The organism is Microbispora sp. NPDC049633, from assembly GCF_040675265.1.
Lineage (GTDB): Bacteria > Actinomycetota > Actinomycetes > Streptosporangiales > Streptosporangiaceae > Microbispora > Microbispora maris.
Genome location: NZ_JBFAOO010000026.1, coordinates 44,419 through 56,081, shown reverse-complemented (window position 1 = coordinate 56,081; position 11,663 = coordinate 44,419). Strand labels below are relative to the sequence as shown.

Below are 11,663 nucleotides of genomic sequence, written 5' to 3'. Positions count from 1 at the left end.
GCGTCGCTGTCCACGGGCGGGGTGCCGCTCACCACTTATCTGCGCCCGCCCCGCCCGCACCGGCCCGAGCTGGTGGTGCTGTGCGACGCCAGCGACTCGGTCTCCACGTTCTCGCACTTCACGCTGTTGCTCACGTTCGCGCTGCGGGAGCAGTTCACCAAGGTCCGGGCGTTCGCGTTCGTGGACACCGTGGACGAGATCACCCGCCTGTTCGCCCCGGGCGCGGACGTGCTGGACGCCATCGGCCGCCTGACGGAGGAGGCCGACATCGTCAGGTTCGGCCGCACCGACTACGGCCATGTCTTCGAGCGCTTCGCCGAACGGTTCCCGGACACGGTGGGCCCCCGGACGTCGCTGCTGATCCTGGGCGACGCCCGGTCCAACTACCAGGCTCCGGCGCTGGGCACGCTGAAACGGCTGGCCGGGCAGGCCAGGCACGCCTACTGGCTCAACCCCGAGCCCCGGGCCCAGTGGGACACCGGGGACTCGCTCGCCACGTCGTACGGCTCGGTCGTCCCCATGCACGAGTGCCGCAACGTCGCCCAGCTCGCCGCGTTCGTCGAGACGCTGACTTGATAGACACTGGCCTGAATCGAGACCCTTCGCCCGACCCGATTCCGGCCCGCGTCCGTCTGCTCTCAGCTCATGCGGCGCAGGATGCGGGCCGCCGTACGGGCCAGCAGCTCGATCTCGTCCTCGGTGAACTTCGGGGAGCCGTGGGTGCGGATCCAGCGGGCGATCCTTAGCGGGTAGGCGACGGTCAGCCCCTCGCCGTACAGCACGCCGCCCCTGGCCTTGATCTTCCCGCCGTGCACGGCGAGCACCGGATTGATCGAGATCTGGATGCCGGTCTCCTTGGTCAGCAGCGCGGCCATCGACCCGGCGGCCGAGATCAGGCCCTTGGCGACCGAGGTGCCGAACTTCTCGTCGAAGAACAACCGCTCGCCGTACCGCGCGATCAGGGTGTCGGGCGACCACGCCTCGTTGTCCACGATCCAGACGCCGCCCGGCCCGATGACGAGGTGGTCGATCGACGCCTCGCCGGGCACGGCCCGGCCGTCCATCACGCGGTAGCCGTGCCGGCGCAGCCCGAGACGCAGCAGCCGCCCGGTGCGCACCTCGCCGCGGCGCTTGCCCCGCCACACGGCCGTGCGTTCATGCAGGCGCCAGGCGACGAACAGGTCGGTGCCGCCCGCGAGGACGGCCAGCCCGAGGCCGGCGGCGATCATGTTCAGCCCCAGCCGCGGGCCCACCAGGGTGCCGACGACGAACCCCGCGAAGGCGATGGCGGCCCGTATCCGGATGCGGTTCTTGCGGCCGGCGTACCAGAACGTCTCGTACAGGTTCTGCGGCGATGCGCCGGTGAACTTCTCGTCCCTCGGGACGTAAATGGACCCATTGGGCACGCGAACCCCCCACACTAGGCATGCGGCTTACTCCGGGATACCCGACCGGGAATCCCAACCCTCCTAAGGTGAGGGAAGTAGCGCAGTTACGCCAGTGCCGACACTTGACCGACCAGTCGGTATGCTTGATTCGAGAGACGAAGGAGGTCGGCATGGCCCGCCGCGCAGCTGGAGAGCGCCGCGTAACCGGGGATCTCGCGAACGGGGAGCGCCCCGCCGGTGGGTCCCTGGAGGAGCCGGTGCGGCAGCGCCTGCTCGCCGAGGCCACCCGCCTGTTCGCCGAGCGGGGCTTCGAGAGCACGTCGGTGCAGGAGATCGTGGCGGCGGCCGGCGTCACCAAGGGCGCCATGTACCACTACTTCGATTCCAAGGACGACCTGCTCCACGAGATCTACGCCCGGGTGCTGCGCCTGCAGATGGAGCGCCTCAACCGGTTCGCCGACGCGGAGGGCCCGGTGGCCGAGCGCCTGCACGCGGCGGCGACGGACGTGGTGGTGACCACGGTCGACAACCTGGACGACTCCAAGATCTTCTTCAGGTCCATGCACCAGCTCACGCCGGAGACGTACAAGAGCGTGCGGGCCGAGCGGCGCCGCTACCACGAGCGGTTCCGCGACCTCGTCGTCGAGGGGCAGCGCGACGGCGTCTTCCGCGGCGACATCCCCGCCGAGATGGTGGTGGACTTCTTCTTCGGCTCGGTCCACCACCTCGGCACCTGGTATCACCCCGACGGCCCGCTGACCGGGCAGGAGGTCGGCCGCCACTTCGCCGACCTCCTGCTCAACGCGCTGCGGCCCTGATCAGGCCGGAAACACCGCTCACGCGGGCGCCGGGAGGTCCGCCGGGCCCGCCAGCGCCTCGCGGTGGTCGCCCGGCGTGCCCAGCGCGATCTGGTCGGCCTTGGCCCGCTTGAGATACAGGTGGGCGGGGTGCTCCCAGGTCATCCCGATGCCGCCGTGGAGCTGCACGCACTCCTCGGCCGCGTGCACGGCCACCGCTCCGCAGTGGGCCTGCGCCACCGCGACCGCCACCGCCGCGTCGTCGCCCAGCGGTCCCCCGGCGGGCGCCTCCGCCAGCCGGGCGGCCGCGTCGCGGGCCGCGGCCCTGGCCCCCACGACCTCCAGCCACAGGTCGGCCAGCCGGTGCTTGACCGCCTGGAACGACCCCACCGGCCGGGCGAACTGCCTGCGCTCCTTCACGTACGCGACGGTCGTGGTGAGACACCACTCGGCCACGCCGAGCTGTTCGGAGGCGAGCAGCCCGGCGCCGCGCACCAGTGCCTCCCACACCCAGGGCGCCTCCATGCCGTCGGTCATGGCGACGACGCGGGCGGCCGCCGAGTCGAACGACACGGTCGCGATCGGCCGGGTCAGGTCGAGTGAGGTGACCGACGTCACCCGCACCGCCTCTCCGGCGGCCGGCGACGTCTCCACCGCGCACAGGCCGGTGCCCTGCTTCGTGGACCGCGCGAGCCGTACCGGCACGAGCAGGACGTCGGCGGCCTCCGCGCCGATCACCCCGGTCACGGTCCCGCTCACCGTGCCGTCCTCGCCGAGCGTCGCCACCGGACCCGGCGGCGCGTACGGCGAGGCGGCGAACGACACCGCGAGCGCGGCCGTCGCCTCCCCCGCGGCCAGCCGTCCCAGCAGCTCCGCCGCGACGTCTCCGCGCGCCTTCTGCCCAGCGGCCGTCAGCAGGGCCTGGGTGGCCAGGACGGCGCTGCTCAGGAACGGCACGGGAGCCACGGCCCGGCCCAGCTCCTCCAGCACGACGGCGGCCTCGCGGGCCGACGCGCCGCTTTCACGGGAGGCGGCGCCGCCGAGCTCCTCGGGGATCAGCAGCCCGGCCACGCCGATGTCTCGGGCCAGCGCCTTCCACAGCTCCGCGTCGTACGGCGTGCCCGACTCCGCCGTACGGGAGGCACGGTCGAGCAGGGCGGACGGGGAGCACTTGTCGGCGAGCAGGGCGCGCACGGCGGCCCGCAGCTCCTCCTCCACCTCCGTGTACAGCAGCGTCATCGGGGGAGGTCCTTCCAGGCGACGTCCTTGTCGGCGCGCGACTCGGCGGGCAGGCCGAGGACGCGTTCGGCGATGATGTTGCGCAGGATCTCGGAGGTGCCCCCCTCGATCGAGTTGCCCTTGGCGCGCAGGTAGCGGTAGCCCGCCTCGCGGCCGATGAAGTCGACCGTGTCGGGCCGGCGGAACGTCCAGTCGTCGTAGGCCAGGCCGTCCTCGCGGAGCAGTTCCACCTCCAGGCCCGACAGCTCCTGGTGCAGCCGGGCGAAGGCCAGCTTCATGCCCGACCCCTCCGGCCCGGGATGCCCGGCGGCGAGCTGCTCGCGCAGCCGTACGGCGGTCAGCCGCATGACCTCCGAGTCCACCCACAGCTTGAGCAGCCGCTGGTGCAGGTCGTGGGTGCGCAGCTCGGGCCGGGAACGCCAGGTCTCGGCGACGACGCCCATCATCGTGCGACGGCTCGGCGTGCCGCCGATGGCGACCCGCTCGTTCATGAGCGTGGTCTGCGCGACCCGCCAGCCGTCGCCCACCTCGCCCAGCCGCAGCGAGTCGGGCAGCCGCACCCCGGTGAGGAAGACCTCGTTGAATTCGGCCTCTCCGGTGATCTGACGCAGCGGGCGCACCTCGACGCCGGGCGCGTGCATGTCGCACACGAAATAGGTCAGCCCGCGGTGCTTGGGCACGTCCGGGTCGGTGCGGGCCACGAGGATGGCCCAGCGCGCCGTGTGCGCGCTCGACGTCCACACCTTCTGGCCGTCCACCACCCACTCGTCGCCCTCGCGTACGGCGCGGGTGGCCAGCGTGGCGAGGTCGGAGCCGGCGCCGGGCTCGCTGAACAGCTGGCACCACACCTCCTCGCCCGTCCACAACGGCCGCAGGAAGCGCCTCTTCTGCTCCTCGGTGCCGAAGGCGAGGATCGTGGGGGCCGCCATGCCGAGGCCGATGCCGATCCGGCCCGGCTGGTTGTCGGGCGTGCCCTTCAGCTCCCGGTCGGCCACGGCCTGCAGCCCGCGGGGCGCGCCGAGCCCGCCGAGGCCCTCGGGGAAGTGCACCCACGCCAGCCCGGCGTCGAACCGGGCGCGCAGGAACTCCAGGCGGTCCATGACCGCCGGGTCGTGCTCCGCGCGGAAGGCTCTGGCCCGCTCGGCGACCGACGCCTCATCCCATGTCACCAGCACATCACCCCATGTATCTCTTGAGTTCGCGGTAGGCCAGCGACCGCTTGTGGACCTCGTCGGGGCCGTCGGCGAACCGCAGCGACCGCGCCCCCGCCCACAGCGCCGCCAGCGGGAAGTCCTGGCTGAGGCCGCCGGCGCCGTGCGCCTGGATGGCCTTGTCCAGGATCCACTCCACGGTCGCCGGGCCGGCGATCTTGATGGCCTGGATCTCGGTGTGCGCGCCCTTGTTGCCGACCGTGTCCATCAGCCAGGCCGTCTTCAGCACAAGCAGGCGCAACTGCTCGATGCGCACCCGGGACTCGGCGATCCAGTCCTGGATCACCCCCTGCCTGGCCAGTTGCTTGCCGAACGCCTCGCGCGACAGCACCCGCCGGCACATCAGCTCGACCGCCCGCTCGGCCATGCCGATGAGCCGCATGCAGTGGTGGATGCGGCCCGGCCCGAGCCGCGCCTGGGCGATGGCGAAGCCGCCGCCCTCCTCGCCGACGAGGTTGTCCACCGGCACCCGTACGTCCTCGAACACCACCTCGGCGTGGCCGCCGTGGTCGGCGTCGTCGTAGCCGAAGACCGTCATGCCGCGCCGTACGGTCAGGCCGGGGGTGTCGCGCGGGACCAGCACCATGCTCTGCTGCCGGTGCTTGGGCGCCTCCGGGTCGGTCTTGCCCATGACGATGAAGACCTTGCAGTTCGGGTTCATCGCGCCGGTGATGTACCACTTGCGGCCATTGATGACGTACTCCCCGCCGTCCCTCCTGATGGAGGTCGCGATGTTCGTCGCGTCGGAGGAGGCCACCTCGGGCTCGGTCATCGCGAAGGCCGACCTGATCTCGCCGGCCAGCAGGGGCTCCAGATACTCCTTGCGCTGCCACTCGCTGCCGAACTCCGCGAGCACCTCCATGTTGCCGGTGTCCGGGGCGGCGCAGTTGGTGGCGGGCGGCGCGATGCCGGGCGACCTGCCCATGATCTCCGCGAGCGGCGCGTACTGCAGGTTGGTCAGCCCCGCGCCGCGTTCACCTGCTTTTTCGGAAGAGGGGAGGAAGAGGTTCCACAGGCCGCGCGAGCGGGCCTCGGCCTTGAGGTCCTCCAGCAGGGGCGGCGGACTCCACCCGCTGGCCGCCGCCTGTTCGTGGAAGGCCTGCTCGGCGGGGTGGACGCACTCGTCCATGAAGGCGAGCAGCCGCTCCCGATAGCGCTCCGTGGTCGCGTCGAACCCGAAATCCATCAGACCTCCATCAGCCCGCGGGCGACGATCGGGGCGACCTGATCGCCGACCTCGGCGAAGCCCTCCCCGACCGTGAGCCCCTTGGTGTATCGGAAATGGATGCCCTCGGCGATCACCGCGAGCTTGAAGCAGGCGAGGCCGACATACCAGCCGAGCCGGGACAGGTCACGGCCGGACGCCTCGCCGTAATGCGCGGCCAGCTCCGAGCTGGGCGGCACCTCCCCGGCCGAGCCGCGGTCGAGCGAGGCGACCTCGCCGTACAGGAGGAACAGCGCCAGGTCGGTGAGCGGGTCGCCGAGCGTGGACATCTCCCAGTCGAGCACGGCGCGCACCTCGCCGTCGGCGATCAGCGTGTTGCCGAGCTTGAAGTCGCCGTGGACGATCGCCGGCGGGCCGGAGACGGGCACGTCCCGGGCGAGCCGCTCGTAGAGGTCGTCGATGCCGGGCACCTCGCGGCTGCGCGAGGCGTCGAGCTGCCGCTTCCACCGGGCGACCTGCCGCTCCAGGAAGCCGTCGGGCCTGCCGAAGTCGCCCAGGCCCACACTCGCGGGGGTGATCGAGTGGAGTGCGGCCAGCACGTCCACCAGCCCGTGGGCGAGGGCGGGGGTGAGCGGCGGCTGCCCGCCCCGGACGTGTTCCATGACGTAGAAGGGCGCGCCGACGACCTCGGCGTCCCGGCACAGGTGGTAGGTGCGCGGGACCGGTACGCCGGTGTCCTGGAGCGCGCTCATGACCCGGTATTCGCGGCCCATGTCGTGCGCCGTCGCCAGGACGTGCCCGAGGGGCGGCCTCCGCACGACGTACGTGCTCTCGCCGTCTCCGACGACGTACGTCAGGTTGGACTTGCCCCCCACGATCAGCTCGGCGGTGAGAGGCCCCCGGGTCAGGCCCTCACGCTGCAGGTGTCCGGCGAGGCGGGTGAGGTCGAGGCCGGGCGGGTCAGGATTCACAGGGGAAGGATACCGACCAGCCGGTATGTGTGTCGACAGAGCCGGAAGTGGTCGTCCCCTATCGGCTCCGAGTGGCCCTCCGCTCGCACGATACGTCGCCGATAACGTCGTGCACATGACCGCGAAGATGCCCGCGCCGGCCGTGCTCGACGGCCGCGTCGTACGCCTGGAGCCGCTCGCCCCCGGCCACGTGCCCGACCTGTTCCTCGTGGCGCAGGACGAGGAGGTCTGGCGGTTCCGGCCGGAGCCCGTGCCGGAGACCGAGGACGACACCCGCCGGATGGTCGACAAGCTGCTCGCCGATCCCCGCACCACGCAGTTCGCGGTGGTCCTCAAGGAGACGGGCCGGGCGATCGGCTCGACCGGCTACTGGGACGTCGGCGGCTTCGACGAGAGCGTGGAGGTCGGCTCCACCTGGTACGGCAGGGCCTACTGGCGCACCGCCGTCAACACCGAGTGCAAGATCCTGCTGCTCGACCACGCCTTCGCCCTCGGGTTCGCCCGCGTGGTGCTCAAGACGGACATCCGCAATCTGCGGTCGCAGGCCGCCATCGAGCGCATCGGCGGCGTGCGTGAGGGCGTGCTCCGGCGGCAGTACCGCCGCCCCGACGGCACGTGGCGCGACAGCCCCCTCTACTCGATCCTCGACGACGAGTGGCCCGCCCATCGCGCCCGCCTGCTGACCGCCCGGTAGGTCACATGCTCGTGGCGACGCGGAGCAGGTCCCGGAAGGCGGCGTCCAGATCTTCGAGAGGCGGCACGCCGCCCGCGCCGACGACCGCGTCGAACAGCAGCCCCTCGACGTAGGCGACCATCTGGCGGCCGTGCCGTACCGGGTCGGGCGAGCCGGCGGCGGCCAGCACGGCGGTGGCGAGTTCGCGGAAGCGGCGCCCTATCTCGTCGTAGGTCTTGCGCAGCTCCGGACGCCGGGTCGCCTCCAGGGCCAGCTCGTATCGCGCGATCGTGGTCTCCCGGTGCACGGTGACCGCCGCGTGCGTCATCCTCGCCAGGAGATCCGCCACCTCGTCCCGGGACACCTCGGCCTCGGGTGTGGTCACGGCGGCGAAGACGGCCTCCTCGCGCTCGGCGAGCCGGGCCAGCGTCAGCCCGAGCAGCGCCGCGCGCGTACGCGCGTGGTTCGAGGTGGATCCCGGCGGGAGCCCGGCGGCCTCGTCGACCGCCCGGTGAGTGAGGCCGCGCATCCCCCGCTCCGCCAGGATCGCGATGGCCGCGTCGGCGACGAGGACCGCCCGCTGACTGCTCACCCTCACATCGTAGGGCCGGACTACGGCTGTAGTACGCTTACTACGGCTGTAGTGACGAGGAGGCGGGCATGGCGCACGCGGTGGTGATCGGGGCGGGCATCGGCGGGCTGACGGCGGCCCTCGCCCTGGCGGGCAAGGGGTGGTCGGTGACCGTCCTCGAACAGGCGGCGTCGATCGAGCCGGTGGGCGCCGGGCTGGCGGTCGCGCCCAACGCGCTCAGGGCGCTCGACGTGATCGGCGTCGGCGACGAGGTCCGGAGGCTCTCCGCGATCCAGGGCCGCAGCGGCATCCGGGTGCCGGACGGCCGGTGGCTGTCGCGTACCACCGCGGAGGACGCCACCGCGCGGTACGGCGACCCGATCGTGCTGCTCGCGCGGTCGTCGCTGGTCGGCATCCTCGCCGAGCGCCTGCCGCCGGGAGCCCTGCGGGTGAACGCGCGCGTCGTGTCGGCCGACCCCGCGACCGGGCGCGTCACCCTGGCGGCGAGCGACGCGGGGGCGGCGGAGACGATCGAGGCCGACCTCGTCGTGGCGGCGGACGGGATCAGGTCCCGGACCCGCGCCGCCCTGTTCCCCGGGCATCCCGCACCGGTCTACGCGGGCGTGACGAGCTGGCGGGCGATCGTGCCGCTGCCCGGGGTAACCGGCGCGTCGGAGACCTGGGGAGCGGGGCCGCTCTTCGGGGTCATGCCGCTCGCGGGTGGTCAGGTGTACTGCTACGCCACCGCGCCGGTCCCCGCGGGGCTGCGCGCGACGGACGAAAGAGAGGAACTGCTCCGGCTGTTCGGCCGCTGGCACGACCCGATCCCCGCGCTGCTGGCCGCCGCGGACCCGCAGGCCGTGCTCCGGCACGACGTCCACTGCCTCGACACGCCGCTGCCCGCCTTCCACGCGGGGCGGGTCGCGCTGCTGGGCGACGCGGCGCACGCCATGACGCCCAACCTCGGGCAGGGGGCCTGTCAGGCCATGGAGGACGCCGTCGTGCTCGCCGAGCGCGTCTCGCCGCACGGGTCTCCGATCGCGGATCCGGCCGCCGGGCTGGCCGTCTACAGCCGGGAACGGCTGGCGCGGACGACACCGATCGTGCGGCGGTCCCGGGCGATCGGCCGGCTCACCCGGTGGCGCAATCCGCTGGCTGTCGCACTCCGCGACGGCGCGATGCGCGCGGCGGGCCGGTTCGGGCCGAACGTCGCGATGCGGCAGTTCGACCCGGTCTTCGACTGGCGGCCCTGAGGAGCGCGCGGCTCAGGCGGCCTCGGACGCGACCACCGGTTCGCCGATCCTGTCCGGCTCGGCCGGTGCGGCGGCGCGCTTGGAATGGTCGGGCGCGAGGCGTCCGAGCGTGATCGTCCCGGCGATCAGCAGGGCGGCCGCGAGCAGCGCGGGGATCGCCTTGTCCGTTTCGGTGGGCAGCGACTCGCCCAGCAGCAGGGCCCCGGCGGTGACGGAGGTGATGGGGTCGACGACCTGGACCCCGGCGTAGGCGATGCCGAAGTAGCCCACGGCGTACGACTTCTGCAGCAGCACCACGGCGCAGACCAGCAGCACCGGGATGGCCAAAGTGAACCAGTGCAGCAGGTTGCCGAGGTCGCCTTCGAGCCCGCCGCCGACGACCCGGACGAACGTGGACACGGTCGCGGTGACCGCACCGGCGCCGATCGCCATCAGCAGCGCCTTCGACGGGCCCCTGAGCCAGCGCGCCGCGGTGAACGTGACGGCGGCCACCAGGCCGATGCACGCGATCAGCCCGATGGCGTTCGCGTCCGACAGGACCGGGGTCACGTTGTGCGCCGGGACCAGCAGCATCAGGCCGAGCAGGCCTGCCGCCACCGCGATCGACCCGGCGATCTCGGCCCGGCGCGGGCGCCTTCCGTGCAGGGTGGCGGCGAGCGGCACCGCGAAGACGAGCGTCGCCACGCTCACCGGCTGGACGACGACGAGCGGCGCCAGGCTGAGCGCCACCGCGTGCAGCGACGCCCCGGTGAAACCGATGATGCCGCCGATCCACCAGCGGGGCCTTCTGACGAGCGCGAGGGTCGCCCCCTCGCTCACCGCCTCGAACTGCTGCAGCGCCGCGCCCAGGGCGTACCCCAGCGCGCCGACGAGGGCGATCGCCACTCCCACCCAGGTCATGCGCGCCCGCCGGTGTGTCGAGAAATCACCACGCAAGCTTAGTGGGGCCCGGCGGGCGCCAAGGGAGCTCGCGACACAAGTGGGGCTTTCCGGGCAGGTCCCGGGATCCGCGGCGGCGCGGATCCCGGGAACGGGGGACGTGCGGCTCAGTCGGTGCCGCTGGACAGCGCGATGTCGATGACCCCGGTGTCCTCGCTCCTGAAGCCGGCGGACAGGTCGCCCTCCTTCACCCACGCCTCGCCGGTGACCGTGAGCATGCCGACCCGCTTGCCCGCCAGCGCGAGTTCGAGGACGTTGTAGCTCTGGGTCACCCACGGAGCGGGCCGGCCGCCCTCCTGCACCAGGGCCGCGCCGCCGCTCCTGACGACCCCGATGCGGTCGCCGGCCAGGACGAGCTGCTTCACGTTCGTGTTCGCGGTCGCCCAGGTGGCCGACGGGCCGTCGTACTTCACGAGGGCGACGCCGTCGGACCGCAGCACGCCGATGCGCTTGCCCGCCAGCGCGAGCTGCTTCACGCTGCCGTACTTCAGCACCCAGTTCGCCGACAGCCCGCCCTCCTTCACCCAGGCCTTGCCGTCCGCCGTCAGCACACCGATCCGGTCACCCGACAGCACGAGCTGCTTGATCCCGGCGTCGTGCTGCAGCACCCAGCTCGCCGACAACCCGCCCTCCTTCACCCAGGCCTTGCCGTCCCCGGTGACGACGCCGATCCGGTCACCCGACAGCGCGATCTGGACGACCCCGCCCTGCTGCAGCACCCAGCTCGCCGACACGCCGCCCTCCTTGACCAGAGCGTCGCCGCCGGCCTTCAGCACGCCGATCCGGGGCGGGGCGACGGCCGCCCGCCCGGGCTCGCCGGGCCGGGCCTGCGCACTCGCCGGGCTCGCGGCCGATCCGGCCAGCAGGCCCGCCGCGCAGGCGAACACCGCTCCGAGGAAGACCGGGCCGGGGCGCGTCGCTGAACGAGTCGCCATGAATGCCTCCGCGTCGCATCGGGCGGGCCCCCTGCCCGCCGAAATCGATCACGCTGAGACTAGATTCGTTCACGCGATGTAAGCACGCTGCCTGCATCGTCAGGAGAGTTCAGGACCTCTCCGGGCAGACACAGAAAAGGTGGCCTTCCGGGTCGGCGAGCACCACCCAGTCGCCCGGCTGGAACTCCGGCTTGGTGGCCCCGAGCGCGACGTACTCCTCCACCGCCTTGGCCACGTCGGGCACCCGGAAGTCGAGATGGAACTGCTTGTCCCCGCCGGGCCAGGAGGGGGCCTTCCGCTCGGGCACGCGCTGGAAGTAGATGCTCGTCGTGCCGTCGCCGATCCCGGCGTACTCCTCCTCGGCGTACTGCACCGGGAACCCGGTGATCTGTGAGTAGAACTCGGCGAGCCTCTTCGGCTCGGCGCAGTCGATGGTCACGGCGATGAGCTTCGCGATCGTTGTCATGACCGCCATCCTGCCGCCCAATCCTGTCAGGGAGTGTCAGGTACCCACACCATCG

The 11,663-nt window shown here is 72.4% G+C and carries 13 protein-coding genes; 4 read left to right on the top strand and 9 right to left on the bottom strand.

The genetic code is table 11. From position 1 onward, the window contains the following. A partial coding sequence (locus AB0J39_RS09900; RefSeq protein ID WP_363463021.1) for a VWA domain-containing protein occupies nucleotides 1-576 on the top strand: 576 nt, incomplete at its 5' end. Between the two features lie 62 nt (nucleotides 577-638). Here AB0J39_RS09900 and AB0J39_RS09895 read toward each other — a convergent pair. After that, nucleotides 639-1,406, bottom strand: coding sequence for a nuclease-related domain-containing protein (locus tag AB0J39_RS09895; protein ID WP_363463020.1), 768 nt, complete (start codon nucleotides 1,404-1,406; stop codon nucleotides 639-641). Between the two features lie 152 nt (nucleotides 1,407-1,558). Here AB0J39_RS09895 and AB0J39_RS09890 point away from each other — a divergent pair, with 152 nt between their 5' ends. Beyond that, entirely contained in the window at nucleotides 1,559-2,206 is a 648-nt protein-coding gene (locus AB0J39_RS09890) for a TetR/AcrR family transcriptional regulator (RefSeq protein WP_363463019.1), read from the top strand. Between the two features lie 18 nt (nucleotides 2,207-2,224). Here AB0J39_RS09890 and AB0J39_RS09885 read toward each other — a convergent pair whose 3' ends face one another. The 4 genes from AB0J39_RS09885 to AB0J39_RS09870 are packed head-to-tail and all read right to left on the bottom strand — an operon-like array spanning nucleotide 2,225 to nucleotide 6,771. Further along, a complete protein-coding gene (locus AB0J39_RS09885; protein WP_363463018.1) occupies nucleotides 2,225-3,424 on the bottom strand; it encodes an acyl-CoA dehydrogenase family protein in 1,200 nt (399 codons plus the stop codon). Further along, nucleotides 3,421-4,593 (bottom strand): acyl-CoA dehydrogenase family protein, encoded by a 1,173-nt coding sequence (locus AB0J39_RS09880; protein ID WP_363463017.1) that lies wholly within the window; start codon nucleotides 4,591-4,593, stop codon nucleotides 3,421-3,423. The genes AB0J39_RS09885 and AB0J39_RS09880 overlap by 4 nt, the downstream gene beginning before the upstream one ends. A 7-nt stretch (nucleotides 4,594-4,600) precedes the next feature. Next, nucleotides 4,601-5,821, bottom strand: coding sequence for an acyl-CoA dehydrogenase family protein (locus AB0J39_RS09875; RefSeq protein ID WP_363463016.1), 1,221 nt, complete (start codon nucleotides 5,819-5,821; stop codon nucleotides 4,601-4,603). Then, entirely contained in the window at nucleotides 5,821-6,771 is a 951-nt protein-coding gene (locus tag AB0J39_RS09870; protein ID WP_363463015.1) for a phosphotransferase family protein, read from the bottom strand. The genes AB0J39_RS09875 and AB0J39_RS09870 overlap by 1 nt, the downstream gene beginning before the upstream one ends. A gap of 115 nt (nucleotides 6,772-6,886) precedes the next feature. On the opposite strand from AB0J39_RS09870, the gene AB0J39_RS09865 reads away from it, so the two are divergent. Next, nucleotides 6,887-7,465, top strand: coding sequence for a GNAT family protein (locus AB0J39_RS09865; RefSeq protein WP_363463014.1), 579 nt, complete (start codon nucleotides 6,887-6,889; stop codon nucleotides 7,463-7,465). Nucleotide 7,466: 1 nt separating this feature from the next. Here AB0J39_RS09865 and AB0J39_RS09860 read toward each other — a convergent pair whose 3' ends face one another. Next, a complete protein-coding gene (locus tag AB0J39_RS09860; RefSeq protein WP_363463013.1) occupies nucleotides 7,467-8,036 on the bottom strand; it encodes a TetR/AcrR family transcriptional regulator in 570 nt (189 codons plus the stop codon). 68 nt (nucleotides 8,037-8,104) lie between these two features. Here AB0J39_RS09860 and AB0J39_RS09855 point away from each other — a divergent pair, with 68 nt between their 5' ends. After that, nucleotides 8,105-9,268: an FAD-dependent monooxygenase gene (locus tag AB0J39_RS09855; RefSeq protein ID WP_363463012.1), complete on the top strand. Its 1,164-nt coding sequence runs from the start codon at nucleotides 8,105-8,107 to the stop codon at nucleotides 9,266-9,268. Nucleotides 9,269-9,280: 12 nt separating this feature from the next. Here the strand turns inward: AB0J39_RS09855 and AB0J39_RS09850 are convergent, their stop codons facing one another. The 3 genes from AB0J39_RS09850 to AB0J39_RS09840 all read right to left on the bottom strand — a co-directional run bounded on the left by AB0J39_RS09850 (nucleotide 9,281) and on the right by AB0J39_RS09840 (nucleotide 11,608). Further along, a complete protein-coding gene (locus tag AB0J39_RS09850; protein ID WP_363463011.1) occupies nucleotides 9,281-10,168 on the bottom strand; it encodes a DMT family transporter in 888 nt (295 codons plus the stop codon). Between the two features lie 146 nt (nucleotides 10,169-10,314). Further along, on the bottom strand, nucleotides 10,315-11,142 hold the full coding sequence (locus tag AB0J39_RS09845) for a hypothetical protein (RefSeq protein ID WP_363463010.1): 828 nt from the start codon (nucleotides 11,140-11,142) through the stop codon (nucleotides 10,315-10,317). A gap of 109 nt (nucleotides 11,143-11,251) precedes the next feature. Continuing rightward, nucleotides 11,252-11,608, bottom strand: coding sequence for a VOC family protein (locus AB0J39_RS09840; protein WP_169987786.1), 357 nt, complete (start codon nucleotides 11,606-11,608; stop codon nucleotides 11,252-11,254). Nucleotides 11,609-11,663: the final 55 nt, after the last annotated feature.

Excerpts from the sequence above, each read along its gene's own strand:
- AB0J39_RS09850 (WP_363463011.1), bottom strand. The coding sequence starts at position 10,168 with ATGACCTGGGTGGGAGTGGCGATCGCCCTCGTCGGCGCGCTGGGGTAC.
- AB0J39_RS09885 (WP_363463018.1), bottom strand. The coding sequence starts at position 3,424 with ATGACGCTGCTGTACACGGAGGTGGAGGAGGAGCTGCGGGCCGCCGTG.
- AB0J39_RS09875 (WP_363463016.1), bottom strand. The coding sequence starts at position 5,821 with ATGGATTTCGGGTTCGACGCGACCACGGAGCGCTATCGGGAGCGGCTG.
- AB0J39_RS09890 (WP_363463019.1), top strand. The coding sequence starts at position 1,559 with ATGGCCCGCCGCGCAGCTGGAGAGCGCCGCGTAACCGGGGATCTCGCG.
- AB0J39_RS09840 (WP_169987786.1), bottom strand. The coding sequence starts at position 11,608 with ATGACAACGATCGCGAAGCTCATCGCCGTGACCATCGACTGCGCCGAG.
- AB0J39_RS09865 (WP_363463014.1), top strand. The coding sequence starts at position 6,887 with ATGACCGCGAAGATGCCCGCGCCGGCCGTGCTCGACGGCCGCGTCGTA.
- AB0J39_RS09855 (WP_363463012.1), top strand. The coding sequence starts at position 8,105 with ATGGCGCACGCGGTGGTGATCGGGGCGGGCATCGGCGGGCTGACGGCG.
- AB0J39_RS09845 (WP_363463010.1), bottom strand. The coding sequence starts at position 11,142 with ATGGCGACTCGTTCAGCGACGCGCCCCGGCCCGGTCTTCCTCGGAGCG.